The sequence below is a fragment of the Microbacterium sp. ProA8 genome, from assembly GCF_039905635.1.
Lineage (GTDB): Bacteria > Actinomycetota > Actinomycetes > Actinomycetales > Microbacteriaceae > Microbacterium > Microbacterium chionoecetis.
The window spans coordinates 739,416-765,160 of record NZ_CP157000.1; the positions used below are offsets into that span (position 1 = coordinate 739,416).

Sequence of the window (25,745 nt, forward strand, 5' to 3'; positions counted from 1 at the left end):
TCGCGCGCCCGGCGACACGTTCGCCGGCGCCCTGGCACGGCACGCACGCCTCCGCCGAGAGCACTCGCCGACACAGCAAGCCAGAAGCGGAGACACACCGATGTCCGATCACGCCGTGAGCGCCGGAAATCCGGGCCAGGACGACCCGACACCCTTCGACAACCTCATCGGCGGCGGCTCGTCCACGACGTCCTTCGGATCGGGTTTCACGACGACGTTCCGCGGGTACGACAAGGAAGAGGTCGACGCCGCGATCGCCGGACTCGACGCGCGGGTGCGTGCGGCGCACGACGAGGTCGCCCAGCTGAAGCAGCACCAGCGCCGGGCCGGTGCCGCCGTCGCGCAGAGCCGCGCCAAGGCCGAGCGCCTCGAAGCCGAGCTGCAGGCGGCGACTGAGAAGCGGCAGGCCGAGATCGACGCCGCGATCGCCGCACGCCAGGCCGAGATCGACGCCGCACTCACGGCGCGTCAGGCCGAGATCGAGCGTCTCGAGGCGGCGCTCGCCGAGGCGGAGGAGAGTCGCCGCGCCGAGATCGCACGGGTCGCGTCCGAGGCGTCCGCCGCCCGCGAAGAAGAGGGCGACGTCGTCGCGCGACTGCGGGGCGAGCTCGAGCTCGCGAACGCCAAGATCGCCGACGCAGAGCAGCGCGTGCAGACCCTCAGCGACGAGCTCGTCGGCGCGACCACCGAGTCGCCGAACCGCCAGCAGTTCGAAGAGGTGCTGCGCGTCGCCGAAGACCAGGCGAGCCTGCTCATCCGCAACGCGACGACGCAGGGCGACCGTCTGCTCGAGGCGGCGCGCGAAGAGATCGCGAACCGCCGGTCGTCGGCGCAGGCGGAGGCCGAGGCGATCATCTCGCAGGCGCAGCACGACGCCCAGCAGGTGCGGCTCAAGATCGACACCGAGCTGACCGCGCACGAGGCCCGGGTCGAGCGGGAGGCGGCGCACGCCGCCGAGAAGGTCTCGCAGGCCGAGCGCGAGGCCGCGGCCATCCGCTCGGAGGCAGAGAAGGGCGCGGCGATGCTGCGCTCCGCTGTCGCGCGTGAGACCGCGCGCGACCGGTCCGAGGCAGAGGAGGCGGTGCGCGAGCTGCGGCTGCGGGCGCTCGAGTTCGAGGCATCCCTCACCCGACGGCAGGACGATGCGCACCAGGAGTTCCTCGTGCTGCACAACCAGGCGGTCGCCCATGCCGAGCGCATCACGCAGGATGCCAACGAGCAGGTCGCGGCATCGCTCGAACACGCGCAGCGCGTGTCGGTGAAGGCCGAGGACTTCGAGCGCCTGATGCGCGCGCAGTCGCAGCAGATCGAGGCCGACGCGCAGCTGCGCGCCCGCGAGCACCTCGAGCGCGCCCATGTGAAGGCGGAGCGCATCATCGAACTGGTGACGACGCACTCGCAGGCCGTGCTCCGCGACGCCGAGGACCGCACCCGCCAGCTGCGTTGGCAGCAGCACCAGCTCATGAGCTTCATGGCGGAGGTCAAGGAGCTCATCCGCCCCGAGATGCCCCTCCCGTCCGGCGGCAGCGCCGACGACGAGGCGCCGGTCGTCGACGCTGACACGCAGGGGACGGATGCCGCGCCCGGCGAGCCGGTCGAGCACGAGTCCGTCGAGGCTGAGTCGGTCGATGTGGACGCCGACACCGGTGTTGCTGACGTTGAGCCCGCCGAGATGGAGCACGGCGACGCCGAGACTGCCGAGGAGTTCGTCGCGGCAGAGGATGTCGAGGCAGAGTCGAGCGAGAACGTTCCCGACGAGCAGGGCGACCACGCCGAGCACGCCGAGCACGCCGAGCAGAGCGACGAGTCGCGCGAGCACTGACCCCGGTCGTTGAGCGAAGGGCGCCCTGGCGCCCGAGACGAAACGCCCCGAACCCGGCTGATGCGCCGGGTGCGGGGCGTTTCGTCTCGCTCGTTCCTCGCTCGCTCAACGACCGAGGGCGGGGTGAGGGCGGGGTGCGGGGCGTTTCGTCTCGCTCGTTCCTCGCTCGCTCAACGACCGAGGCGGGGTGCGGGGCGTTTCGTCTTGCTCGTTCCTCGCTCGCTCAACGACCGGGGCGGGGTGCGGGGCGTTTCGTCTTGCTCGTTCCTCGCTCGCTCAACGACCGGGGCGGGGTGCGGGGCGTTTCGTCTTGCTCGTTCCTCGCTCGCTCAACGAGCGAGGGCGGGGTGCGGGGCGTTTCGTCTCGCTCGTTCCTCGCCGGCTCGAGACCGCGCGAGGGCGGGCAGGTCAGGCGGCGGTGGTCTCGCGTGCGATCGCTGCGATGAACGCGTCGATGTCGTTCTCGGACGTGTCGAACGCGCACATCCAGCGGACCTCGTTCTTCGCGGCATCCCAGTCGTAGAAGCGGAACGAGCCGCGCAGACGGTCGGCGACGCCGTCGGGCAGGGTGGCGAAGACGCCGTTCGCCTGCGTCGGCTGCGTGAACGCCACGCCGCGGATCGACCCGTCGGCGAGTCCCGCCTCGACGCCGGCGCGCAGGCGCTGGGCCATGGCGTTGGAGTGCGACGCGTTGCGGAGCCACAGATCGCCGTCGAGCAGGGCCACGAGCTGCGCCGACACGAAGCGCATCTTCGACGACAGCTGCATGTCGAGCTTGCGCAGGTAGGTGAGGCCCTGCGACGCCTCGGGGTTCAGCACGACGATGGCCTCGCCGAGCATCGCGCCGTTCTTCGTGCCGCCGAAGCTGAGCACGTCGACGCCCACGTCGCGCGTGATCGCACGCAGCGGGAGGCCGAGGGACGCCGCGGCGTTCGAGATGCGCGAGCCGTCCATGTGCAGGTGCATGCCGTGGCCGTGCACGTGATCGGCGATCGCACGCAGCTCGTCGACGGTGTACAGGGTGCCGAGCTCGGTCGACTGCGTGATCGAGACGACGAGCGGCTGAGCCCGGTGCTCGTCGCCCCAGCCCCAGGCCTCGCGGTCGATGAGCTCGGGCGTGAGCTTGCCGTCATCGGTCGGCACGTTGAGGATCTTGATGCCGCCGACGCGCTCGGGCGCTCCGCCCTCGTCGACGTTGATGTGCGCGGTGGTCGCGGCGATCACGGCGCCCCAGCGGGGGAGCATCGACTGCAGGCCGACGACGTTCGCTCCGGTGCCGTTGAACACCGGATACGCCTCGACGCCCTCGCCGAAGTGCTGCGCCATGACGGCCTGCAGCCGTTCGGTGTAGACGTCCTCGCCGTAGGCGACCTGGTGGCCGTCGTTGGCGGCGGCGACGGCCGCGAGCACTTCCGGATGGATGCCGGAGTAGTTGTCCGAGGCGAAGCCCCGCAGGTTCGTGTCGTGGATCGTGGTCACGGGTGTCCAATCTAGTTCGCGCGCGGCCGCGCGCGGCACCGCGGAGCCGGCGGGGGCTGCGGTCACAGCGAGGGGTCGGTGAGTTCGATGATCGTGTCGTTGGTCTCGTCGGCGGGGGTGGCCCAGAGGTCGGTGAATCTCTGTGCGAGCGCCTCTTCGAGTCCCGAGAGGCTCTTCACGCGGAAGACGACGGATGCCGCGGCCAGCGGCTTGCCGGCATCCCGGGCATCCTTCGCGAAGCCCTGTGCGACCGCGCGCGCCCACGCCTCGGTCGCGGCTTTGACCGCGGCGTAGTTCGCGCCGCCCGCGAGCGGACGCCCCACCGCGGTGGACGACACGACCGCGAGACGCCCGGCGGAGGATGCCCTCAGGTCGGCGTCGAAGGCTCGGCTGACGTGACGCAGCGCCGTCAACGAGCGCTCGAGGAAGCGGTAGTCCTCGTCGCTCTGCCCGGCGAGCCCGCCGCCGCCGCGCCACCCGCCGACCAGGTGCAGCACCCCGTCGACGGGGCCCTCAGTGGCGTGCACGCGCTCCGCGAGCGTCGTGACGGCAGCTTCGTCGGCGAGGTCGCACACCTCGGTGCGCAGCGCCTCCGAGTCCTGCGTCAGGATGCCGGCATCGGCTCGGGCGGCCTCCTCGAGTTCGCGCAGGCGGCCTTCGTCGCGCCCGACCGCCACGACGCGCGCACCGCCGGCGATCAGGGCGCGTGCGGCCGCGAGGCCCGACGCGCGGGTCGCGCCGGCGATCACCACGAGTCTGCCTTCGACGCTCATGCTCCTACCCTTCCACGTCGAGATCGTGCGGTCTCGCCGAACGACCATGTCCTACGCGCCGAGGGCCTGCGTTCTCGGCGAGATCGTGCGATCTCGCCGAGAAAGCGGCGTAAGGGACGGCGATTGTGAGCGGCTCAGCCGGTGATGCCGGCCGTCGACTCGATGACGGGCTTCATCTTCTTGTCGAGCGCCTCGAAGAACATCGACAGCGGGAACTCGTCGTCCAGGACGGCGTCGGTGTAGCCCTTCGGGGCGCCCGCGAGGATGTCGTCCGGCAGGCCGCGTGCCCATGCCGACGCCGGGTTCGGCGTCAGCGTGGCGCGCACGAGCTCGTAGGCCGCGAGCCAGTGGGCGGTCTTCGGCCGGTCGATCGAGCGCCAGTAGAGCTCGTCGATCGCCTCGCCCAGCGCGACGACCGCGGCGGGCACGTTCTCCCAGTCGAACGACAGGGCGGTGTCGGTCCAGTGCAGCACGCCCCGCTGGTGCAGCCAGGCGAACAGCAGCTGGCCGCCGAGGCCGTCGTAGTTGCGCACGCGGGTTCCGGTGATCGAGAAGCGGAAGATCCGGTCGAAGATCACCGCGTACTGCACGAGCTTCGCGTGCTCGAGCATCTCGGCCTCGGCGGGCGACAGTGCTTCGACAGGCTCGGCAACCGATCTGGCGGTCAGGCGCTCCTGGATCGCGACGCACTCGCGGAAAGCCGTGAGGTCGCACCGCAGCTCCTCCAGCGAATAGAGGAAGTACGGCATCCGCTGCTTGATCATGAAGGGGTCGAACGGCAGATCGCCGCGCATGTGCGTGCGGTCGTGGATGATGTCCCACATCACGAAGGTCTGCTCGGTGAGCGCCTGGTCGTCGAGCATGCGTGCGGCGTCGGCGGGCAGCTCCAGCCGCGTGATCTCGGCGGCCGCCTGCACGACGCGGCGGTAGCGCGCCGCTTCACGGTCCTGGAAGATCGCGCCCCACGTGAACTGCGGGATCTCGCGCATCGCGACCGTCTCGGGGAAGAGCACGGCGCTGTTGGTGTCGTAGCCCGGCGTGAAGTCCAGGAAGCGCAGCGAGACGAACAGCTTGTTGCCGTAGTCCCCGGCCTCGAGCTGAGCGATGAACTCCGGCCAGATCACCTCGACGAGCACGGCCTCGACATATCGGTTCGGCGAGCCGTTCTGGGTGTACATCGGGAACACGACGAGGTGACGGATGCCGTCGGCCCGGTGCTGCTGCGGCTGGAAGGCCTGGAGCGAATCCAGGAAGTCCGGGATGCCGAAGCCTTCGTCCGCCCAGCGCTCGAAGTCGCGCACCGATGCGGCGAAGTACTCGGCGTCGTGCGGCAGCGCGGGGGCGAGGGCGCGGATGCCGGCGATGATGCGGGCGACGTGGGCGTGCGCGTCGACGTGGGATGCGGCATCCGGAATCGAGCCGTCCTTGACCTGCAGGGCCTGGAGCGCGGTGGCCGCCGCCTTGAGCTGCAGCCACGCCTCGCTCGTCTCGGCCAGGCCGGCGTCCTCTACGACCTCGGGTTCGCCGACGATGACCTGCGCGGTGCGGGCGTGGATGGACATGTGAACCTCCGATCTGCGAGTCAGGACGATCTCGGCTCCGAGTCTACGGGATAGTTTCCTGTCAAACAGTCACTACGCAGGAAGACTTCCGGTCGCTACGAAGGCCCGCTGATAGTCTCGGAACATGAGCGAAGACGGTCCGGCGCGCCTCGACGACGACATCGACGAGGGGATCGTGCGCGAGGTCTCGCGCAACGCCCGTGCCACGCTGGCCGAGCTTTCGGCCGCCGTCGGCCTCTCGGTGTCGGCGGTGCAGACGCGGCTGCGGCGGCTCGAGGCTCGCGGTGTGATCACCGGCTATCGGGCGCTCGTCGATGCCGAAGCCGTCGGCAAGCCGCTCGCCGCGTTCGTCGAGATCACGCCCCTGGATCCGGGGCAGCCCGACAACGCTCCGGAGCTGCTCGAGCACCTGTCCGAGATCGAGGCGTGCCACTCGATCGCCGGCGACGCGAGCTACATGCTGCTCGTCAGGGTCGCATCGCCTCGTCACCTGGAGTCGCTCATCCGCGACATCCGCTCCGCGGCCTCGGTCAACACGCGGACGACGGTCGTGTTGCAGACCTTCTACGAGAACAGGCCGGTCCTCCCCGCCTGAGGGCGCCGGTAGCCTCAGGAGCATGCGCCCCTCACCCGAGCAGCCTGCGTTCGCCGACGGCAGCGGCGTGTTCATCGTGCGCAACGCGGCCTCCGGCACCGCCGTCGTGCGGGCGGACCCCGCCGACACGTTCGCCACGCGGCTGCCCGCGGCCATCGTCCACGAGCTCGCCGAGGGGGAGGACCTCGCCGAGGTCGTCGCCGGTGCGATGAGCTCCGACGCGCCCCCCGCCGTCCTGGGGGTCTACGGCGGCGACGGCTCGGTCTCGCGCATGGCAGGGCTCGCGCGCCAGCACGGGCGGCCGCTCCTCGTGATGCCCGGGGGCACCTTCAACCACTTCGCGCGCTCGGCGGACCTCGTCGACGTGGACGCGGCGATCGATGCGCTCCAGGCCGGCACGACGATCGAGGTCAGCGCCATCGAGGTGCGGGCCGACGAGGGCGAGCCGATCCTGGCGCTGAACGCGGTGTCGGTGGGCACCTATCCCGAGCTGATCGACGAGCGGGATCGCCGTCGGGCGGCGCTGGGCAAGTGGCTCGGCGGGATCGTCGCGGCGTGGCGGACGCTGCGCGGAGCGGAGTCGCTGACGATCGTCCGCGAGGGCCGGCGGGCGCAAGTGTGGTCGGTGTTCGTGGGGGTCGGCCGCAACGATCCCCAGCGGGTCGCGACGATGCAGCGCGAGACGCTGGGGGAGTCGACGCTGGACGTGCGCATCCACCACGCGCGCGGCTCGCGGGTGCGGGCGATGGCGTCGCTCGCGTTCGGCAAGCGCACGGCGGCCGTGCTGCGCGCCGTCGGGCTCATGCCGCCCCGCTCGGACGTCGAGCGCCTGGTCGTCGAGGAGTTCGAGATGACGGTGCGCCTCGAGGAGGGGCATCCGTCGGTCTTCGTCCATGACGGCGAGCTCGAGGAGCAGTCGCCCGGCGGCTTCACGCTGCGCTGCGTCGCCGTTCCCCGCGCGGTGACGGTGTTCGCGTCACCGCTGCCCGGTCGTTGAGCGAGCGAAGCGAGACGAAACGCGCTGAGCCGACGTCGCCCGTCGGCCTGGCGTTTCGTCTCGCTCGTGCCTCGCTCGCTCAACGACCGGACATCGCTCACTGAGCGAACGAAAGCGACGAAGCGCGCTCAGTCGTGCTGCGGGAAGCCCAGGTTGATCCCTCCGTGCGACGGGTCGAGCCAGCGTGACGTGACGGCCTTCTCGGCGGTGAAGAACTCGAAGGCGTGGGGGCCGTACGCCTTCGTGTCACCGAAGTGCGAGGCCTTCCAGCCGCCGAACGAGTGGTACGCCACGGGCACGGGGATCGGCACGTTGATGCCGATCATGCCCACCGTCGCCTCGTGCTGGAAGCGCCGGGCCGCGCCGCCGTCGTTCGTGAAGATGGCCGTGCCGTTGCCGTACGGGCTCGAGTTGATGATGTCGAGGCCGTCCTCGTAGCCCTCGACCCGCACCACGGACAGCACCGGTCCGAACACCTCATCCGCGTACACCGACGAGGTCGTCGGCACGTTGTCGATGAGCGTCGGGCCGAGCCAGAAGCCGTTCGGGTCGCCGTCGATGTCGACGTCGCGACCGTCGACGACCACCGACGCGCCGTCGGAGGCCGCCACATCGATGTACGAGGTCACCTTGTCGCGATGCTGCCCGGTGATGAGCGGCCCCATGTCGCATCCGCGCATGCCGTCTCCGGTGCGGAGCGTCTTCATCCGCTCCGACACCTTGGCCACGAACTCGTCGGCGACCGTGTCGACCGCCAGCACGACCGAGATCGCCATGCAGCGCTCGCCCGCCGAGCCGAAGCCCGCGTTCACGGCGGCGTCCGCGGCGAGGTCGAGGTCGGCATCCGGAAGCACCAGCATGTGGTTCTTCGCTCCGCCGAACGCCTGCACGCGCTTGCCGTGCGCCGTCGCCGTCTCGTAGACGTACTTGGCGATGGGCGTCGAGCCGACGAACGAGATCCCGCGCACGTCGGGGTGCTCGAGCAGCGCGTCGACGGCCTCCTTGTCGCCGTGGACGACGTTGAAGACGCCCTCTGGCAGCCCTGCCTCGGTCAGCAGCGCAGCCATCCAGTTCGCGGCGGTCGGGTCCTTCTCGCTCGGCTTCAGCACCACGGCGTTGCCGGCGGCGAGGGCCACGGAGAAGAACCACAGGGGAACCATCGCGGGGAAGTTGAAGGGGCTGATGATGCCCACGACGCCCAGCGGCTGGCGGAGCGTGTAGACGTCGATGCCGGTCGAGACGTTCTCGGAGTACGCGCCCTTGGTGAGGTGCCCCACCCCGCACGCGAACTCGACGACCTCCATGCCGCGGGCGATCTCACCCAGCGCGTCCGAGAGCACCTTGCCGTGCTCGGCGGTGAGGATCTCGGCGACCTCCTGCTTGCGCTGGTTGAGCAGCTCGCGGAAGTTGAACAGCACCGCCTGGCGCTTGGCGATCGACGCGTCGCGCCAGAGCGCCCACGCCGCCGACGCGGCGTCGACCGCTTCGCCCACATCGGCCCGCGAGGCGAACCGCACCTGCTTCTGCACGATGCCGAGTGCCGGGTTGAACACCTGTCCGGTGCGATCGGATGACCCCGCCCAGGGGGCGCCGTTCACCCAGTGATCCAGGACAGCCGTGTCGGCATCCACCGTCTCGGTGTGCTCCATCGTGTCCGTCATTGTCGTGTTCCTCCTTTGGAATCCGCCTGAGCGATTCGTGATCGCCCAGCAGTGCGGGATGCACGCGTCAGAAGAGGTCGTCTTCGACGCTCGTCAGGGCTTCATCGTAGATCGCGATCGCCTCCTGCACCTCCCCGTCGGTGACGACGCAGGGCGGCACGACGTGGATGCGGTTGTCGGCCGCGAACGGCAGCAGGCCCCGTGAGGTGAGCGCCTTCTTGAGCCGACCGATGACGTCGGCGCCCGCCGGCTCGCGCGTCCCGCGGTCCGAGACGAGCTCCAGCGCCCAGAAGACGCCCTCTCCCCGCACCTCGCCGATGAGCGGATGCCGTGCCGCGAGGTCGCGCAGCCCCGGACCGATCGCGTCCTCGCCCACGCGGCGGGCGTTGTCGACGATGCCCTCGGACTCCATCGCGTCGATGGAGGCGATGATGGATGCCGCCGCCAGCGGATGCCCGGAGTAGGTGAGCCCGCCGGGGAACACCCGGTCGTCGAACGTCGCCGAGATCGCCTCGGAGATGATCACGCCGCCCACCGGGACGTATCCCGAGTTCACGCCCTTCGCGAAGGTGATGAGATCGGGCACGACGTCGTAGCCCTGGAAGGCGAACCAGCGTCCGGTGCGGCCGAAACCGGCCATGACCTCGTCGAGGATGAGCACGATGCCGTACTTGTCGGCCAGCGCGCGCACACCGGCGAGATAGCCCGGCGGCGGGAGCAGGATCCCGGCGGTGCCCGGAACCGACTCGAGCAGCAGCGCGGCGATCGTCGAGGGCCCCTCCGACTGGATGACGCGCTCGAGGTGGTGCAGCGCCCGCTCGGACTCCTCCTCCGGGGTGCCCGCCCAGAACTCGGAGCGGTACAGGTAGGGGCCGAAGAAGTGCACGTGTCCGCGGGCGAACTGGTTCGGCATCCGTCGCCAGTCGCCGGTCGCGACGATCGCGGCGCCGGTGTTGCCGTGGTACGACCGGTACGTCGACAGGACGGTGTCGCGGCCGGTGTGAAGTCGGGCCATGCGGATGGCGTTCTCGATCGCGTCGGCGCCGCCGTTGGTGAAGAAGACCTTCGCGAAGCCGTCGGGCGCCTTGCCCAGGATGCGCTGCGCCGCGCGCCCGCGGGCGAGGTTGGCGGTCGCGGGGCCGATGGTGGCGAGCTCGTCGGCCTGCGCGCGGATGGCCGCGACGACGGCAGGATGCTGGTGCCCGATGTTGACGTTGACCAGCTGGCTGGAGAAGTCGAGCATGCGCCGGCCCGCGTGGTCCCACACCACCGTTCCGGAGCCGCCGGCGATGACGGGGAGGTCGAGCCCCGCCTGCGCGGACCAGGAGTGGAACACGTGCTCGCGGTCGAGCTCCTTCGCGAGGGCGTCGAGGTCTTCGGTCATGCGGCCACGCTTCCCTGTGTCCTCTCGTTGGTCAAGGGCGTTTCGTCTCGCTTCGCTCGCTCAACGACCGATACTCCGGTCGTTGAGCGAGCGAGGAACGAGCGAGACGAAACGCGTCGTGACCTACTGGCCGCCCTCGGTGAGGGTGACCTCGATCGGTGTGTATTCGCCGCCGACCTCGACGCCTTCCTCCTCGAGCTCGGCGAGGGCCTGCTCGATGTACTCGTTCGAGTAGGCGGAGTCGGCGGGCTCGGTGGTGATGAGCTCGAGGTCGTCCTGGTTCTTGGCCGACAGCGCACCCGCGACCGTCTTGTCCCACGCGGCCTCGTCGACCAGGCCGAAGTCGGCGCCCGTCCAGATGAGCTTGTTGACCTCGTTCATCTGCCACAGCTGGTGCACGGGACCCACGGGGAACGCGGCCTCGGCGTTGGAGGCGATGTCGTAGACGATCGTCGCGGCCTCTTCGGGGTTGTCGCGCGCGTAGATCCAGCCCTTGGTGACGGCCTTCAGGAACCGGACCGCCGCGTCGGCGTAGGCCTCGTCCTCCTCCAGGCGCTGCGTGTCCGCCCAGATGGCGTCCTGCAGCATCGCGCCCTCGGTCTCCTCGTACGAGATGACATCGAAGTCGTCGGGCTGGTAGAGCTCGCCGGTCTCGGGGTTCACGACCTCGAGGATCTGCGCCCACTCGTTGTAGGTCATCGCCTGAGCGGCGTCGACGTCGCGGTCGAGCAGAGCGTTCATCGAGAAGTCCTGCGTCGTGATCGACACCGTCGTGGCGTCGAGGTCCTCCGCCGCCATGGCCGCGAAGATCTCCCACTCGTTGCCGAAGCCCCACGAGCCGATCCGCTTGCCCTCGAAGTCGGCGACGGACGTGATGCCGTCGCCCTTCCACGACACCTGCAGAGTGCCCGACTCCTGGAAGACCTGAGCGATGTCGGTGAGCTCGACGCCGGTCGCCTCCAGGGTTCCGAGGACTTTGGGGACCCACGCGATGGCGAAGTCCACATCGCCGGCGACGAGGGCGTCCTGCGGGACGATGTCGCCTCCCGACGGGATGATCTCGACCTCGTCGAAGCCCTCCTCTTCGAAGTAGCCCTGCTCCTGGGCGACGTAGTAGCCGGCGAACTGCGCCTGCGGCAGCCACTGCAGCTGCAGCTTGATCGATGTGAGCGGCTCGAAGTCCTCACCGGTGTCGCCGCCGTCGTCGTCGCTCGCTCCGGAACAGGCTGCGAGCGCGAGGGCCGCGACTGTCGCGACGGATGCCGCGGCCAGCGCGCGTCGGATGCCCGGGCTGCGTGAGTTGCTGTGTCTCATTGCGTTCCTTTCGTGTGGTGCGTCTTTTCTTGGTGGTCGTGGTTCGACAGGCTTGCCAACCGGTGGTGCATCGCCGGTCAGCCCGGCGACCGCCTCGTCGCCAGCCGCTCGAGGAGCGAGGTCACGAGGAAGAACACGAGGCCGATGATGATGCCCCCGAGGACGTACGCCCAGGCGAGGGCGGCCCGCCCGGATTTGGCGTAGGTCGCGATGGCGGTGCCGATGCCGTCGGCGGGACCGCCGAAGTACTCGGCCACCAGCGCGGCGATCACGGCCAGCGAGCTCGCGATGCGCAGGCCCGTCATGAGGTAGGGGAGGGCAGTGGGCAGGGTGAGCACCCGGAACGTCTGGAAGCCGGATGCCGCGGACGAGCGCAGCACGTCGCGGTGCACGGGGCGGGTCTGGCGGAGGCCGCGGAGCACGTTGACGAACACCGGGATGAAGGCCGCGATCGTCGCGACCGCCTGGCGTCCGAATTGACTCGACGCGCCGAACATCGTGTTGAGGATCGGGGTGATGGCGACGATCGGAATGACCGCGAGGGCCGACACCAGAGGCGCCAGCATGCCGTCGATCGGCCGCGCGGCCGCGGCGAGCCCCGCGAAGACGAGGGCGAGGAGGGAACCCACGACCAGGCCGATGAGGGCGTTCGTGGCGGTGATGGACATGTCCTCGAGGATGATCGGGAACCGCCGGACGAATTCCTCGGCGATCGCGATCGGGCTCGGCAGCATGCGCGGGGCGGTGCCGAGCACGTCGACCCAGAAGATCCAGACGGCGAGGATCAGGATGCCGACCACGACGGGTGCCACCCATCGCAGCCAGCCCGGAAGCTCACGCTCGCCGGGCCCCGCCGCCGCGCCCGCCGGCGTGGTCGGGGCGGGCAGCATCGTGGTCGCGGCATCCGTCATGACTCACTCGCTCTCGCGACCGGGGAGCCGTGCAGCGCCTCGCGGACGGCGGTCACGCGGTCGAAGAACGCCGGGGACTCGCGCAGCGCCTCGTCGCGCCGATCGCCGAGACCCGTCTCGATGACGTCGGTGATGCGGCCGGGACGGGGGCTCATGACGACGACGCGGTCGGACAGGAAGACGGCCTCCGGGATCGAGTGCGTGACGAACACCACGGCGGCGGACGTCTCGCCCGCGATGCGCGTGAGCTCGGACTGCAGCCGCTCGCGGGTCATCTCGTCGAGCGCGCCGAACGGCTCGTCCATGAGCAGGAGCTTCGGTCGCGCGGCGAGTGCGCGCGCGATGGCGACGCGCTGCTGCATCCCGCCCGACAGCTGGTCGGGGTACCGATCGACGAAGTCCGAGAGACCGACCAGCTCGGCGAGCTCGGCGACGCGGGTCGCCCGCTCGGCCTTGCCGGTGCCGTGCAGCTCGAGCGGCAGTCCGATGTTGGCGGCCACCGTGCGCCACGGCAGGAGCCCTGACTGCTGGAAGGCGATGCCGTAGTCCTGGTCGATGCGGGCGCGCTTGGCGGGCTTGCCGAAGATCTCGAGGGTGCCGGTGGTGGCCTGGTCGAGGTCGGCGATCAGGCGCAGCAGCGTGGACTTGCCGCAGCCCGAGGGTCCGATGAGCGAGACGAACTCGCCCGCGGCGACCTCGAGCTCGACCTCGGTGAGCGCGACGACCTCCCCGGTCTTCGTCGGGAACACCTTCCCGACTCCGGCTGCGTGCACGGCCCACGTCGTATCCGGCCCCTGAGCTTGTCGAAGGGCAGCAACCGGTCTCGATGTCATGCGGTGGCCTCTCCTCTGCGGTAGTTGGCGAGTCCGAGGCCGATCAGCGCGACCGAGCCGGCGGCGATGAGGCCGAGGGCGATCGAGCCGAACGTCGGCCCCCACGGCGCGGCGGGGTCGCTCGAGGCCTGGCCGGCAAGCTGGATGAGCATGCGTCCGATGCCGCCGCGCATGCCGATCGAGACCTCGGCGACGACCGCGCCGAGCACGGCGTTCGCGGCGGCGAGCCGGAGCGCCGGCAGCAGGTGCGGCACCGCGGCGGGCAGCCGCAGGCGGAGAAGCGTCGGCCAGTAGCCCGCGGCGTAGCTGTTCATGAGGTCGAGATGGATGCGATCCGGCGAGGCGAGACCGCGGAGCACGCCGACGGCCACGGGGAAGAACGCGAGATACGACGCGATCACGGCGACCGACAGCCACTGCGGCCACGTGCCGCCGCCGCGGTCGATCTGATTGCCGATCGCGTTGACGACCGGGGCGAACGCGATGAGCGGCACGATCTGGCTGACCACGATCCAGGGGAGCAGGCCCCACTCCAGGAGGCGCCAGCGCTGCATCACGAGTCCGAGCACCGCACCGACGGCGACGCCGATCAGCCAGCCGACGGCCGCGATGCCGAGCGTCAGGAGCGCGGCACCGGCGACCGAGACCCACAGTGGCGGGGTGTCGCCGCCGCTCGTCGGTGCGAACAGGCGGGCGACCATGTCCCAGATGTGCGGCATCGCCCGGTCGTGGGCGCGCGGCAGGATCATGACGCCCGACCCCGACTCGCCCGCCACCGCCCCGACCACGAATCCGTCGCTCGGGCCCAGGAACTTGTACAGCTCCCACAGCACGAGCACGGCGAGCACGCCGAGAGCTCCCCAGCCCGCGGCGATCCAGCCGCGGAGCTCTCCCTGCCTTCGGGCCGACCAGCCGATCGGTCTCATGCCGCAGCCCTCACTTCTTCGCGGCCACGTGGGTCTGGAGCGCGGGGATCACGGTCTCGCCGTAGACGCGCAGCGTCTCCTCCTTGTTGTCGTGCTGCAGGTAGCCGGCGAACTGCGTGACGCCGAGCTCTCGCAGCTGCTCGAGCTTGGCGATGTGCTCGTCGGCGGTGCCGAGGATGCAGAAGCGCTCCACGATCTCGTCGGGCACGAAGTCCACGTGGTCGTTGTCGGCCTTGCCGTGGGTGTTGTAGTCGTACCCCTGGCGGCCCGCGATGTAGTCGGTCAGCGCCTCGGGAACGGCGCCATGCTCGCCGTACTTCGCGACGATGTCGGCGACGTGGTTGCCGACCATCCCGCCGAACCAGCGGCACTGGTCCCGCATGTGGTCGCGGTCGTCGCCGATGTACATCGGCGCCGCGACGCAGAAGGCCAGCGACTCGGGGTCGCGGCCGGCGGCGGCCGCGGCATCCTTCACGGTCTTGATCATCCAGGCGGCGATGTCCACGTCGGCGAGCTGCAGGATGAAGCCGTCGCCGACCTCGCCGGTGAGCTTCAGCGCCATCGGGCCGTAGGCCGCGACCCAGACGTCGAGCTCGGAGCCCCGGCTCCACGGGAACTGCAGCGTCGCACCCTTGTACTCGACCGCACGAGAGTTCGCGAGCTCGCGGATGACGTGGATCGACTCCCGCAGCTCGGCCATCGTCACCGGTTTGCCGTTGGTGACGCGCACCGCCGAGTCACCGCGGCCGATGCCGCAGATCGTGCGGTTGCCGTACATCTCGTTGAGCGTGGCGAAGACGGATGCCGTGACCGTCCAATCGCGCGTCGCGGGGTTCGTCACGAACGGCCCCACCGTGACCCGCTTGGTCTCGGCGAGGATCGCGGAGTGGATGACGTAGGGCTCCTGCCACAGCAGGTGCGAGTCGAACGTCCACACGTGGCTGAACCCGTGCGCCTCGGCGAGCTGGGCGAGCTGCACCGTGCGCGCAGCCGGCGGATTGGTCTGCAGAACGACTCCGAAGTCCATGGTCACTCCTAGGTTCGCGACGTTTCGTCTCGCTCGTTCCTCGCTCGCTCAACGACCGGGGGAGATGCCGGTCGTTGAGCGAGCGAAGCGAGACGAAACGCAGAGACGAAACGCGCCATGGTCAGATGAGGTACTGCGAGAGGCCGCGCTTGAGGAAGCGGCCGTCGCCCTTGGCGCCGAGGTACTGTCCGCCGTCGACCACGACCTTGCCGCGAGAGATCACGGTGTCGACGTGCCCGTCGATCTCGTAGCCCTCCCACGCCGAGTGGTCCATGTTCATGTGGTGGGATGCCGCGGAGATGCTGGTGTGCCCGTTCGGGTCGTAGACGACGACGTCGCCGTCCGCGCCCGGCTGGATCACGCCCTTGCGGCCGTAGAGGCCGAACATGCGGGCCGGGGTCGTCGAGGTGAGCTCCACCCACCGCTCCAGCGTGATCTTGCCTGTCACGACGCCCTGGTACATGAGGTCCATGCGGTGCTCGACCGAGCCGATGCCGTTGGGGATGGCGCGGAAATCGTCCTTGCCGAGCTCCTTCTGGCCCTTCATGCAGAACGGGCAGTGGTCGGTCGACACCATCTGGATGTCGTTGGTGCGCAGCGCCTGCCACATGTGGTGCTGGTGGCCCTCCTTGCTGCTGCGCAGCGGCGTCGAGCACACCCACTTGGCGCCCTCGAACTGCCCCCACTCCTCACTGAAGCCGCCGAGCTGCTCCTCGAGCGACAGGTAGAGGTACTGCGGGCACGTCTCGCCGAACACGTTCCAGCCCTGGTCGCGCGCCCACGCGATCTGATCGACCGCCTGCTTGGCGCTCACGTGCACCGTGTACAGCGGCGCGCCGGTGAGGTTCGCCAGCATGATCGCGCGGTGGGTGGCCTCTTCCTCCATCTGCCAGGCGCGTGCGATGCCGTGGTAGTACGGCGCCTTCTTGCCGGCTTCGGCCAGCTGCGCCGCCAGCACGTCGATCGCCGGGCCGTTCTCGGCATGCATCATCGTGAGCAGGCCGGTCTCGGCCGACACCTGCATGGCCTTCAGCACCTGCGCGTCGTCGGAGTAGAAGACGCCGGGGTAGGCCATGAAGAGCTTGAAGCTCGAGATGCCCTCGTCGAGGAGCCCGCGCATCGCGGCGAGCGAGTCGTCGTCGACGCCGCCGACGATCTGGTGGAACCCGTAGTCGATGGCGCAGTTGCCCGCGGCCTTCTCGTGCCAGGCCGCGAGCCCGTCCTGGACGCGCTCGCCGTAGCGCTGCACCGCGAAGTCGATGATCGACGTCGTGCCGCCCCAGGCCGCCGCCCGGGTGCCGGTCTCGAACGTGTCGGACGCGTTCGTGCCGCCGAACGGCAGCTCCATGTGCGTGTGCGCGTCGATGCCGCCGGGGATGACGTACTTGCCGCTCGCGTCGATGACGGTGTCGACGGATGCCGCGACATCCGTCCCGAGAAGCTGCGAGCCGGGCGCGAGCACGGCGGCGATGGTCTCGCCGTCGATGAGCACGTCGGCTTCGCCGCGCCCGGTCGCCGAGACGACGGTCCCGCCCTTGATCAATGTGGTGGTCATTGCATCTCCCTTGATCCCGGTCGTTGAGCGAGCGAAGCGAGACGAAACGCGTCATGCGTGCGCTCGGGGCGTTTCGTCTCGCTCGTTCCTCGCTCGCTCAACGACCGCATATCGGTCACGGCTTCGCGATCCGCGTGTACGAGTCGGGTCGGCGGTCGCGGTAGAACTGCCAGTCGTCGCGCATCTCCCTCACCATCTCGAGGTCGAGGTCGCGCACCAGCAGCTCCTCGTGGTCGCCGGAGCCGCGCTCGCCGACGAAGTCGCCCCGCGGGTCGATCACCTGGCTGGTGCCGTAGAAGTCGACCGCGAGGTCGCCGTACTCGTTGTCCTCGCGACCCACACGGTTGGGCTGCAGCACGAAGTAGCCGTTGGCGACGGCGGCCGCCGGACCCTCGACCTCCCACAGCCGGTTGGACAGCCCGGGCTTCGTGGCGTTGGGATTGAACACCATGTGCGCGTCGGCGAGGCCGAGCTCGCGCCATCCTTCGGGGAAGTGCCGGTCGTAGCAGATGTACATGCCGACGCGCCCGACGGCGGTCTCGAAGACGGGGTACCCGAGGTTGCCGGGGCGGAAGTAGAACTTCTCCCAGAACCGGTCGAGGTGCGGCAGGTGGTGCTTGCGGTAGCTGCCGAGGATCGTGCCGTCGGCATCCACCAGCACCGCGGTGTTGTAGTAGACGCCGGTCTCGGCCTCCTCGTAGATGGGGAGGACCATCACGATCCCGAGCTCCTTGGCCAGCGCCGCGAACCGCTGCACGATCGGGCCGTCGACCGGCTCGGCGAAGCGGTAGTACTTCTTGTCCTGGGTGATGCCGAAGTAGGGCCCGTAGAAGAGCTCCTGGAAGCACACCACCTGCGCACCCTGGGCTGCGGCATCCCGCGCGAACCCTTCGTGCTTGTCGAGCATCGACTCCTTGTCGCCCGTCCACGTGGTCTGTGAAATCGCCGCGCGTACCGTCGTCATCGTCTCTCCGTTCGTGAACCGGCGCGTGCCGTGTTCCTCGCCCCTCGGGTGGGACCGGCGGGGTCCGCTCCCGCGGCGACCCTGCACCCCGATCCTGTCGACCCGACGTTTCCCGTCGGTTTCGGCCTGTGACGCGACAGTAAAGCCTGACCCCGTGCGGCGCAATGGTTGGTTCGGCAGACCTTTCAATCGATCGCGGGACGGATGCCGCGGCATCCGTCGTACATCTCCGGGCGGATGCCGCCCCACAGGGCTTCCCGTAACGTGAAACGGTGTTCCGCCGCCTGAAGACGTACCAGCTCGTCGCCGACCTGTCCGTCGCGCTCGTCTTCCTGCTCATCGCCTGGCCGCTCGAGGCGGTCATGTCGACAGGCGCGTTCGGCGTGGAGTACGGATTCGGCTCGGAGGGGCACACCGTGTTCGGGCTGCTCGTCGCGGGCCTGTTCAGCGCGGCGCTGGCGCTCCGCCGACTGTCGCCGGGGCTCGCCCTCGGCATCGCGTGGATCGGCGCCCTGGTGCAGATGGGCCTCGGTCGTCCGCCGAGCTTCTCGGACGTCGCGATCTGCGCCGTGCTGTACGCCACGGCTGCGTACGGGTCGCGGCTGGTGTACTGGTCCGGCTTCGCGTCGGCGATCGTGGGCGCCCTGGTGATCACGGTCTACCTGTTCGCCGGACCGGTGTTCGCCGGGGGCGGTCTGTCGTGGGAGACGCTGCCTCTCGCTCTCGTGCTGCTCGTCGCGGCCGCCTTCGCCCTGGGGCTGTCGTGGACCGTGGGCGCCCTGGTGCGCACCGCGGTGAGGGCGCGGGAGAACCGCGAGGCGCAGCAGCGGGCTGAGGCCGAGACGGTCGCCGAGCAGGAGCGGGTGCGCATCGCGCGCGACATGCATGACGTGGTGGCGCATTCGCTCGCCGTCGTGATCGCCCAGGCCGACGGTGCGCGGTACGCGGCCGCGGCGGATCCCGCCGTCGCCACCGACGCGCTGGCCACGATCTCGGCCACCGCCCGTTCGGCGCTCGCGGACGTGCGCCTGCTGCTCGGTCAGCTGCGACACCGCCAGGGCGACGGGCCGCAGCCGACGATCGCCGACCTCGAGGAGCTCTACGCGCAGGTGCGCGCGGCCGGGGTGCAGCTGCGGGTCGACGTCGATCCCGCGCCGCGGCACGGGACGGCCGAGGGCACTTCGGCCGAGGGGGAGCCGGCGGCCGCCGTGCAGCTCGCCGTCTACCGCATCCTGCAGGAGGCGCTGACGAATGCCCTCCGCCATGGCGCGCCGGGAGGCCCGGTCGACGTGCGGCTCGCCTGGCTTCCGGATCGCGTCGAGCTCGATGTGCGCAACCCGATCGTGCCGGGCACCCAGCCGGGGAGGTTCGGCCACGGGCTCATCGGCATGCGAGAGCGTGCGCAGCTCGCCGGCGGCAGGCTCGATGCGGCCGACGAATTCGGCGCCTTCACCGTGCGGGCGCACATCCCGATCGGAGACCTCGCATGATCCGCGTCGCGCTCGTCGACGACCAGGCGCTGTTCCGTGCCGGCATCCGCATGCTCATCGACTCGCAGCCCGACCTCGAGGTCGTCGCCGAGGCCGCCGACGGCCGTGAGGGAATCGACGCGGTGCGCCGCTCGCGCCCGGACGTGGTGCTCATGGACATCCGCATGCCCGTCCTGGACGGCCTCGCGGCCACCTCGGAGCTCCTCGCCGACACCCCCGAACCGGGAGTCGCGTCCCCGCGCATCGTGATGCTCACGACCTTCGATCTCGACGAGGCCGCGGCCCGGGCCATCCGTCAGGGGGCGAGCGGGTTCCTGCTCAAGGACGCCGACCCCGAGTTCCTGCTCGCTGCGATCCGCACGGTGCATGCCGGATCCGCCGTGATCGCGGCATCCGCCACCCGCGAGCTCTTCGAGCGCTTCACGGATGCCGCGCCCCAGCCCGTGCCGCCGTCCTACGGCGACCTCACCGACCGTGAGCGGGAGATCTTCGCGCTCGCCGCGCGCGGGCTCTCGAACGCCGAGATCGCGGCGCGCGAGTTCCTCTCCGAGGCCACCGTGAAGACGCACATCAGCCGCATCCTCACGAAGCTCGGCCTGCGCGACCGCGTGCAGCTCGTCGTGTTCGCGTTCGAGCACGGCCTGGCGTAGCTCCCGCGCTCGGTGGCGCCGTCGCTGCCCGCCAGTTCACTTGCGCTATACGTACGTGGATGCGCGCATTCGGCGTACGTATAGCGCAAGTGAACCGAGTCAGGGGGCCCGGTGAGAGCGGGGTGGAGCGGCGCGGGGCCGGGCGCGCGGGGTCGGGTGCGGTCGGGTGCGGCTCGGGTGGGGCGGGTGGGGGCGCGGCTCGGATCATCCTTGCGATGTACACGGATGCCTCGCCGGGCCGACGCGCGGGACCCGGGGTCGTCCATACCGTCGTAGGCATGGAACTCTCATCGACCGACCTGGGCCTCGCCGCCCGGGTGCAGCAGCTCAGCAAGACCTATGGCACGGGCGAGAGCACGGTGCACGCGCTGGATGGGGTGAGCGTCGGCATCCGCCGCGGCGAGTTCACCGCCATCATGGGCCCGTCGGGCTCGGGCAAGTCCACGCTCATGCACATCATGGCCGGCCTCGACGCGCCCAGCTCCGGCCGCGCCTGGATCGGCGACACCGACATCACCGGGCTCTCCGACCTGGAGCTCACGATCCTTCGACGGCGTCGGGTCGGCTTCGTCTTCCAGGCGTTCAACCTCGTGCCGACTCTCGACGCCCTCGGCAACATCCTGCTGCCCTTCGACCTCGACGGGCGCCGGCCCACCACGCTCGAGCGGGCGCGCATCGACGGCCTGATCGAGCGTCTGGGCCTCACGAGCCGCCTCGGGCACCGGCCGCACCAGCTGTCGGGCGGGCAGCAGCAGCGCGTGGCGATCGCCCGCGCCCTCGCGACCGCACCCGACCTGGTGTTCGCCGACGAGCCGACCGGCAACCTCGACTCGCGCTCGGGACGCGAGGTGCTCGCCCTGCTCGCTGCCGCCACGCGCGAGCACGGGCAGTCGATCGCGATGGTCACGCACGACCCGGTCGCCGCCTCGCACGCCGACCGCGTGCTGTTCCTCGGTGACGGGCGCATCGTCGCCGACAAGCCGCGCCAGAGCGCCGAGGAGATCTCGGCGTACATGCTCGCGTCCGAACTGACCGCGGGGGCGCCGCTTCCCGCTTCGTCGGCCGTCGGCCACCGGGTCGCGGGGGTGACCTCGTGAGCTCCGTCGCCATGACGGAGCGCCCGCCGAGGCCTGCGGCATCCGTCACCTCCTCGTCACGCCCGGCCGCGCCGCTCGCCTGGCTGCGGGAGCGGGGCATGGGCGCGAGCATCCTGGTCGCCGCGATCTCGAGCGCGTTCGGCGCGATCCTGCTCAGCGCCACGGGGTTCATCGCCGCGCTGCTGCGGGCAGACCCGTACATCGGCGACAGCGGCACGCTCGCGGCGGTGCTCGCGATCATGAGCTTCCTGCTCATCGGGGTCGCCGTGTACGTCGCCGCCGTCGTCACCGCCAACACCTTCGCCACGGTCATCGCCGGACGCACGCGCCGCATCGCGCTGCTGCGCCTCATCGGCGCCTCCGCGCGCTCGCAGCGCTCCGAGGTGGCACGGCAGGGCCTCGGGGTGGGCGTGATCGGCGCCGTGCTGGGACTGGTCGGCGGCACGCTGGCCGCGTGGGCGGGTGTGCTGCTGGCGACGTGGGCGCTCGGCATCCAGGATGTCGACTACGCCGTCGTGCAGCCGGTGCTGCTGGTGCCGGCAGGCGTCGTCGCACTGACGACATGGGCGGCCGCGTGGGCGGGGTCGCGGCGCGTGCTGACGGTCACGCCGTTGCAGGCGCTCGGCGGCTCGGTCGAGGCATCCCACGACGCGCAGGTGCGCAGGGGGGCGCGCAACGGCGTCGCGATCGCCCTGTTCGCGATCGGCGGCGTGCTGCTCGCGGGCGGGATTCTGATCGGCCTCGTGTCGCCGCTGGGAGTGGTCGTGGCATTCTTCGGCGGCATCTTCTCCTTCACCGGCCTCGCGCTCGGCGCGACGCTCGTCATGCCGCCGGTGCTGCGGCTCGTCGGCAGGCTGTTCGGCCGCTCGGCGACGGCCCGGCTGGCGGCCGAGAACGCCCTGCGGTATCCCGAGCGCTCGAGCCGCATGGCCATCGGGGTCGTCATGGGCGTCACGCTGGTGACGATGTTCGCGGTCGCGCTCGAGACGCAGAAGGCCGTGTTCGCGGCATCCGCCGACGGTCCGCTGCCCTCCGACATGACGACGCTCATGGACACGTTCGCCGGCATCATGATGGGCCTCGTGGCCGTCTCGGCCGTGATCGCCGCGGTCGGTCTCGTCAATCTGCTGACCATCGGCGTCGTGCAGCGGCGTCGCGAGCTCGGACTGCTGCGCGCGCTGGGTGTGTCGACGGGCCAGGTGCGTCGCCTCGTGCTGCTGGAGGCCGCGCATATCACGATCACCGCCACCGTGACGGGGCTGGTGCTCGGCACGGCCTACGGCTGGGCCGGCGCGCAATCGCTCCTCGGCGCGGTGCCGATGCCCCCGTCGTTCTCGGCGCCGACGCTGGTCGCCCCGGCCGTGCCGTGGCTGCCCGTCGCGATCATCGTGGTGGCGACGGCGGTGCTCACGCTGGTTGCGGCCGTCGTGCCGACGCGGCTCGCGACGCGGGTCGCTCCGGTCGAGGCGCTCGCCGACTGAGGCCGGGGGTCGGATGCCGCGGCGCGGGCTTCGCGCCGCGGCAGGGCCGTCACTCCTGGGATGGGACGAGGCGGAACGGACCCCGGGCGGCATCCGTCACGAGTTCGAGGTACTCCTGCCCGCCGTCGAGGTCGTCGGTCGAATAGAGGTCGGCGACCTCGCGGAGCGCGTCCACGAGGCGCTGCTGGGGAACCGCGTTGTCGTTGGTGCCGTGGACACCCTGCCTCGTCGACATGACCGCCGCGAGCCGGGGGAGAGTAGCCGGGCGTGCGCCCCACAGCGCGTGCAGTGACCGCGGCGTCGCGTTGCGGCTGCCGTGGTGGCCAACCTTGTAGAGGTCGATCCTCGCCAGCCGTTCGCGGAGGCCCGCATCGTCGCCCAGCTGATCGAGCGTGTGACGCCAGTTCTCGATCTGCGCATCGCCGGAGAACAGCAGCGATACCCCGCCGACTTCCAGCAGCAGGATGACGCTGGTGTTGTTGAGCGCGTCGTCGAGGTCGCGCACCAGCCGCGCGGCCGAGTGGGATCGCTGATTCGCGAGCCGGTCGATGAGCCACCGGACCGGGCCAGGCCCGTGGGTGATCGGCGCCCGCGGGTCGGCCTCGGTGGTCGTCGCCACCAGACGCAGCGAGGCTCCCAGCGCGGTGAGCCAGTACTCAGGGTCGTTCTCACGCTGCTGGGCGACGCGGGGATCCTGATCGACGGTGGGAGGGCCAAGCACCGTCACGCCGACTCCCGGGACGACATCCTCGATGCCGGAGTCCATGCCCGCGTGCAGATAGCGACCCCGGCCGTCGCTCGAGAGCTCGTTCAGCAGCGAGACGGCTTCGGCATTCTTCAGCTGGTCCTCTGCCGCCGCCCTGACCTCGTCGTCCAGACCCACGAGAGTGGCGAGTCGGGCGACCTGCGCCTGCGCCTGCGAGAGCAGAGCCGCGTACCTCACGGAGGCCCGGCTGATGCCGGCCGCTTCGTCCGGCGCCCTCGCCGGTCCGTCCGCGTCCGCCGACAGTCGCGGGTCTTCCGTCCACGACCGCACCACGAGCCGGGGAGCGAGTCGCTTGAGGATGGCCGCGCCGGCGTCGACCTCGAATCCGCGGAGGTGGTCCCGGTGCCGGTGGGTCACCACGAGCACGTCGAGCTCGCCACCGGTGTGCTCCTCGAGGAGCGCCGCGACATCGCCCATGCGGCCGCGAGCCCTGCCCTCCCGGGGAGGATGGCTTGTACCGAAGTCGATGAGGATGTGGCGTACATCGCGGCCGTCCGGCAGCGGCGAGTCGTATTCGACCGACACCAGGAAGCAGTCGCCGAAGCCGACCTGGTACATGCGGACGCGGACGCGGATCGGAGTGCTCACCATGTCTCCCCGGAACTCTGCTGGGTGCGGTGCAGCTGGGCGAACGTCTGCCCGCGGGCTACGCCGTCCGAGAAACCGAGTCGCGCCGACGTATCGCGGCGCCCGGTCCTGTCGAGGTGGTCGAGCCGCCTCTGCTGTCGGCGCCAGTCGTCCAGTCGCTTGTGGATGTGCAGCTTGAGCCGGCCGAACTGGTCGAAGATCAGCGTGCCGCCGCCGTAAAGCTGCACGGGTGTGCGCGGGTCGATCCCCGCGGACAGCTGGAGGCCCGACTCGTCGGTGAACTCACCCGCGGTCATGTCGGCCATCTGCACGTACGTGGCAACCGACTCGGGCACGATGAGGCCGTCCGGACCGATCCTCTGCGTCGGCAGCACGGACTCGATCGCCGTGTAGTAGTCCGTCGACACGTCGAGCCGGCGCGCGTTCTGCCACAGGAACCGGAAGACCTCGTCGCGGTCGCTGCGGAGCCCGGCGAAGTTGATGCCGAGATAGCGGGGAGCGAGCTCAGCGTCGAGGACATCCGTCACCCGATCGGCCGATCGCTGGATGCCGGCCCTGGCGAAGCCGTCCATCAGCAGCTGCCGGTAGCCGAAGTCGTCATCCGGCACGACCTCGTTGTCGGCGAGCAGCACCGCGTTCAGCAGATCGCCGAAGTCGAACTCGACGGGCGGCAGGTAGTCCAGACCGCGGATGAGCATCGTGAGCAGCTGGGATGCCGCTCTCGCCCCCTCCTCCGCGGCGCGCGCGCGGTCGATCGTGATGCCCCGACCGCTCGCGGTCTCACCGTTCGGGCGGGAGAGGACGGCCTGCAGCCGCTTATGCCAGATCTCGATCAGCAGATCGAAGGCGATGGCGACCAGCACCTCGCCACGCCGGTGCGGTTCTAGGAACTCGGGCCGCTTCGCCCAGTCGGCGGGCGGCGGATTCAGCGCCGATTCGCGCAGCGCCCCGCGGCCCTGGGTCAGCACGCTGCCGACCTGCTCCGCAACGCGGGCGAGCATGCTGCTGCGGAGCGCGTCGGGCTGGATTCGGCCGCGCGGGATGCGCCCGCTTCGGTCGGGCCTGCCGAGGGCCTGCTCGATGACCGGACGGATCGAGAACACCGAGAGGAGCGCGACGATGTCGGCGAAGCCTTCGTGGAAGGCCGCCTGGTCGGGCAGGCTCGGCTCGAGGAACCGGCGGCGGAGCCCGTCGAGCACGGCGTGCGTCGTCTCGTGCACCACCACGTCGTGGCTGAGGCAGGTGTAGACGGCCTCGCCACGGGGGTCGACGGGCGGCACATACCCGAACAGCAGCGCGCGGTCCTCGAACGAGTAGTACGCGTTCGCCTCGGCGAACGCGTGCGGCACGAGGAAGAGCTGGTGACTGCCGAACCCCCAGGGCAGCCGCCGGCCGAGCGCCGTCTCGAACGTGGAAAGAGTCCGCGCCGCCGTGGCGTACACGTGCTGGGCGTGGAAGGCTGGGTCCGTACGCAGGACCTCGTCGTCGGCATCCGCGAACATGTCCTCCTTGCCCAGAGGCTCGTGCTTGATGTAGCGTCCGGTCGCCGAGTCGTAGTCGACGACGTGCAGCCGCGCTCCGCGCGGCCCGTCCTCCATTCGAGACCACGGCACTTTCACCCGCGCCGTCAGAATCCTGCCGTCGTCGCCGCTGACCGCGGGGTCCTGCGCGATCAGCCGCAGTGTCACGTGGGTGCGGGGCTCGTCGGCGGGCTCGGCGTACTCGACACCATCGGTCATGTCGCACCCCCAGGGTCCTCGGCTCCACCTTGCAGCGGTTTGCTCCGCTGCGATAGAGCGGTCGCGGCGCGCGGATGATACGCGGCCATGCTCAGGGCGGATACGGGCGTGCGGCCCGCCGGCGGCCGGGT

General features: G+C 70.5%; 21 protein-coding genes. 7 read left to right on the forward strand and 14 right to left on the reverse strand.

Annotated elements, in window-relative coordinates:
- The first annotated feature begins 100 nt into the window (after nucleotides 1-100).
- A complete protein-coding gene (locus tag ABG085_RS03230; RefSeq protein WP_347978007.1) occupies nucleotides 101-1,822 on the forward strand; it encodes a hypothetical protein in 1,722 nt (573 codons plus the stop codon).
- 408 nt (nucleotides 1,823-2,230) lie between these two features.
- Here the strand turns inward: ABG085_RS03230 and ABG085_RS03235 are convergent, their stop codons facing one another.
- The 3 genes from ABG085_RS03235 to ABG085_RS03245 form a co-directional block, all read right to left on the reverse strand.
- The gene (locus ABG085_RS03235) at nucleotides 2,231-3,301 is read right to left on the reverse strand and encodes a low specificity L-threonine aldolase (protein ID WP_347978008.1); all 1,071 of its coding nucleotides are present in this window, start codon (nucleotides 3,299-3,301) and stop codon (nucleotides 2,231-2,233) included.
- A gap of 62 nt (nucleotides 3,302-3,363) precedes the next feature.
- Nucleotides 3,364-4,074: an SDR family oxidoreductase gene (locus tag ABG085_RS03240; protein WP_347978009.1), complete on the reverse strand. Its 711-nt coding sequence runs from the start codon at nucleotides 4,072-4,074 to the stop codon at nucleotides 3,364-3,366.
- 134 nt (nucleotides 4,075-4,208) lie between these two features.
- On the reverse strand, nucleotides 4,209-5,636 hold the full coding sequence (locus ABG085_RS03245) for a DUF6421 family protein (RefSeq protein ID WP_347978010.1): 1,428 nt from the start codon (nucleotides 5,634-5,636) through the stop codon (nucleotides 4,209-4,211).
- A gap of 124 nt (nucleotides 5,637-5,760) precedes the next feature.
- On the opposite strand from ABG085_RS03245, the gene ABG085_RS03250 reads away from it, so the two are divergent.
- Nucleotides 5,761-6,231, forward strand: a complete 471-nt coding sequence (locus tag ABG085_RS03250; RefSeq protein WP_163618798.1) for an Lrp/AsnC family transcriptional regulator — start codon at nucleotides 5,761-5,763, stop codon at nucleotides 6,229-6,231.
- A gap of 22 nt (nucleotides 6,232-6,253) precedes the next feature.
- On the forward strand, nucleotides 6,254-7,228 hold the full coding sequence (locus ABG085_RS03255; protein ID WP_347978011.1) for a diacylglycerol kinase family protein: 975 nt from the start codon (nucleotides 6,254-6,256) through the stop codon (nucleotides 7,226-7,228).
- A 128-nt stretch (nucleotides 7,229-7,356) separates the two neighbouring features.
- On the opposite strand, the gene ABG085_RS03260 is transcribed toward ABG085_RS03255, so the two are convergent.
- The 9 genes from ABG085_RS03260 to ABG085_RS03300 form a co-directional block, all read right to left on the reverse strand.
- Nucleotides 7,357-8,889, reverse strand: a complete 1,533-nt coding sequence (locus ABG085_RS03260; RefSeq protein ID WP_347978012.1) for a CoA-acylating methylmalonate-semialdehyde dehydrogenase — start codon at nucleotides 8,887-8,889, stop codon at nucleotides 7,357-7,359.
- A 67-nt stretch (nucleotides 8,890-8,956) separates the two neighbouring features.
- Nucleotides 8,957-10,273 (reverse strand): aspartate aminotransferase family protein, encoded by a 1,317-nt coding sequence (locus ABG085_RS03265; RefSeq protein WP_347978013.1) that lies wholly within the window; start codon nucleotides 10,271-10,273, stop codon nucleotides 8,957-8,959.
- 123 nt (nucleotides 10,274-10,396) lie between these two features.
- Nucleotides 10,397-11,587 carry an ABC transporter substrate-binding protein gene (locus ABG085_RS03270; RefSeq protein ID WP_347978014.1) on the reverse strand — a complete coding sequence of 397 codons (1,191 nt, stop codon included), beginning with the start codon at nucleotides 11,585-11,587 and terminating at the stop codon, nucleotides 10,397-10,399.
- Between the two features lie 77 nt (nucleotides 11,588-11,664).
- Entirely contained in the window at nucleotides 11,665-12,498 is an 834-nt protein-coding gene (locus tag ABG085_RS03275; RefSeq protein WP_347978015.1) for an ABC transporter permease subunit, read from the reverse strand.
- Nucleotides 12,495-13,271, reverse strand: coding sequence for an ABC transporter ATP-binding protein (locus ABG085_RS03280; protein WP_347978016.1), 777 nt, complete (start codon nucleotides 13,269-13,271; stop codon nucleotides 12,495-12,497). Before ABG085_RS03280 ends, ABG085_RS03275 begins: the two co-directional genes overlap by 4 nt.
- Before the next feature lie 56 nt (nucleotides 13,272-13,327).
- Nucleotides 13,328-14,257 (reverse strand): ABC transporter permease subunit, encoded by a 930-nt coding sequence (locus ABG085_RS03285; RefSeq protein WP_347978017.1) that lies wholly within the window; start codon nucleotides 14,255-14,257, stop codon nucleotides 13,328-13,330.
- Nucleotides 14,258-14,267: 10 nt separating this feature from the next.
- A complete protein-coding gene (locus ABG085_RS03290) occupies nucleotides 14,268-15,284 on the reverse strand; it encodes a TIGR03842 family LLM class F420-dependent oxidoreductase (RefSeq protein WP_347978018.1) in 1,017 nt (338 codons plus the stop codon).
- A gap of 121 nt (nucleotides 15,285-15,405) precedes the next feature.
- Nucleotides 15,406-16,839 carry a dihydropyrimidinase gene (gene hydA / locus ABG085_RS03295; RefSeq protein ID WP_347978019.1) on the reverse strand — a complete coding sequence of 478 codons (1,434 nt, stop codon included), beginning with the start codon at nucleotides 16,837-16,839 and terminating at the stop codon, nucleotides 15,406-15,408.
- A 115-nt stretch (nucleotides 16,840-16,954) separates the two neighbouring features.
- Nucleotides 16,955-17,803 (reverse strand): nitrilase-related carbon-nitrogen hydrolase, encoded by an 849-nt coding sequence (locus tag ABG085_RS03300; protein WP_347978020.1) that lies wholly within the window; start codon nucleotides 17,801-17,803, stop codon nucleotides 16,955-16,957.
- Between the two features lie 272 nt (nucleotides 17,804-18,075).
- On the opposite strand from ABG085_RS03300, the gene ABG085_RS03305 reads away from it, so the two are divergent.
- The 4 genes from ABG085_RS03305 to ABG085_RS03320 all read left to right on the forward strand — a co-directional run bounded on the left by ABG085_RS03305 (nucleotide 18,076) and on the right by ABG085_RS03320 (nucleotide 22,521).
- Nucleotides 18,076-19,293, forward strand: a complete 1,218-nt coding sequence (locus tag ABG085_RS03305) for a histidine kinase (protein ID WP_347978021.1) — start codon at nucleotides 18,076-18,078, stop codon at nucleotides 19,291-19,293.
- On the forward strand, nucleotides 19,290-19,943 hold the full coding sequence (locus ABG085_RS03310) for a response regulator transcription factor (protein WP_347978022.1): 654 nt from the start codon (nucleotides 19,290-19,292) through the stop codon (nucleotides 19,941-19,943). The genes ABG085_RS03305 and ABG085_RS03310 overlap by 4 nt, the downstream gene beginning before the upstream one ends.
- A 278-nt stretch (nucleotides 19,944-20,221) precedes the next feature.
- Nucleotides 20,222-21,040 carry an ABC transporter ATP-binding protein gene (locus ABG085_RS03315; RefSeq protein ID WP_347978023.1) on the forward strand — a complete coding sequence of 273 codons (819 nt, stop codon included), beginning with the start codon at nucleotides 20,222-20,224 and terminating at the stop codon, nucleotides 21,038-21,040.
- Nucleotides 21,041-21,138: 98 nt separating this feature from the next.
- Complete coding sequence (locus ABG085_RS03320) at nucleotides 21,139-22,521, forward strand: FtsX-like permease family protein (protein WP_347979272.1); 1,383 nt, start codon at nucleotides 21,139-21,141, stop codon at nucleotides 22,519-22,521.
- A gap of 49 nt (nucleotides 22,522-22,570) precedes the next feature.
- Here ABG085_RS03320 and ABG085_RS03325 read toward each other — a convergent pair whose 3' ends face one another.
- Both ABG085_RS03325 and ABG085_RS03330 read right to left on the reverse strand, forming a co-directional pair.
- Complete coding sequence (locus ABG085_RS03325; protein WP_347978024.1) at nucleotides 22,571-23,875, reverse strand: hypothetical protein; 1,305 nt, start codon at nucleotides 23,873-23,875, stop codon at nucleotides 22,571-22,573.
- Entirely contained in the window at nucleotides 23,872-25,614 is a 1,743-nt protein-coding gene (locus tag ABG085_RS03330) for a hypothetical protein (RefSeq protein ID WP_347978025.1), read from the reverse strand. Before ABG085_RS03330 ends, ABG085_RS03325 begins: the two co-directional genes overlap by 4 nt.
- Nucleotides 25,615-25,745: the final 131 nt, after the last annotated feature.

Bases quoted from the DNA above. Each gene is read 5' to 3' on its own strand.
- ABG085_RS03230 (WP_347978007.1), top strand. From the start codon at position 101: ATGTCCGATCACGCCGTGAGCGCCGGAAATCCGGGCCAGGACGACCCG.
- ABG085_RS03240 (WP_347978009.1), bottom strand. From the start codon at position 4,074: ATGAGCGTCGAAGGCAGACTCGTGGTGATCGCCGGCGCGACCCGCGCG.
- ABG085_RS03245 (WP_347978010.1), bottom strand. From the start codon at position 5,636: ATGTCCATCCACGCCCGCACCGCGCAGGTCATCGTCGGCGAACCCGAG.
- ABG085_RS03250 (WP_163618798.1), top strand. From the start codon at position 5,761: ATGAGCGAAGACGGTCCGGCGCGCCTCGACGACGACATCGACGAGGGG.
- ABG085_RS03255 (WP_347978011.1), top strand. From the start codon at position 6,254: ATGCGCCCCTCACCCGAGCAGCCTGCGTTCGCCGACGGCAGCGGCGTG.
- ABG085_RS03260 (WP_347978012.1), bottom strand. From the start codon at position 8,889: ATGACGGACACGATGGAGCACACCGAGACGGTGGATGCCGACACGGCT.
- ABG085_RS03265 (WP_347978013.1), bottom strand. From the start codon at position 10,273: ATGACCGAAGACCTCGACGCCCTCGCGAAGGAGCTCGACCGCGAGCAC.
- ABG085_RS03270 (WP_347978014.1), bottom strand. From the start codon at position 11,587: ATGAGACACAGCAACTCACGCAGCCCGGGCATCCGACGCGCGCTGGCC.
- ABG085_RS03275 (WP_347978015.1), bottom strand. From the start codon at position 12,498: ATGACGGATGCCGCGACCACGATGCTGCCCGCCCCGACCACGCCGGCG.
- ABG085_RS03285 (WP_347978017.1), bottom strand. From the start codon at position 14,257: ATGAGACCGATCGGCTGGTCGGCCCGAAGGCAGGGAGAGCTCCGCGGC.
- ABG085_RS03290 (WP_347978018.1), bottom strand. From the start codon at position 15,284: ATGGACTTCGGAGTCGTTCTGCAGACCAATCCGCCGGCTGCGCGCACG.
- hydA (WP_347978019.1), bottom strand. From the start codon at position 16,839: ATGACCACCACATTGATCAAGGGCGGGACCGTCGTCTCGGCGACCGGG.
- ABG085_RS03300 (WP_347978020.1), bottom strand. From the start codon at position 17,803: ATGACGACGGTACGCGCGGCGATTTCACAGACCACGTGGACGGGCGAC.
- ABG085_RS03310 (WP_347978022.1), top strand. From the start codon at position 19,290: ATGATCCGCGTCGCGCTCGTCGACGACCAGGCGCTGTTCCGTGCCGGC.
- ABG085_RS03315 (WP_347978023.1), top strand. From the start codon at position 20,222: ATGGAACTCTCATCGACCGACCTGGGCCTCGCCGCCCGGGTGCAGCAG.
- ABG085_RS03320 (WP_347979272.1), top strand. From the start codon at position 21,139: ATGGGCGCGAGCATCCTGGTCGCCGCGATCTCGAGCGCGTTCGGCGCG.
- ABG085_RS03330 (WP_347978025.1), bottom strand. From the start codon at position 25,614: ATGACCGATGGTGTCGAGTACGCCGAGCCCGCCGACGAGCCCCGCACC.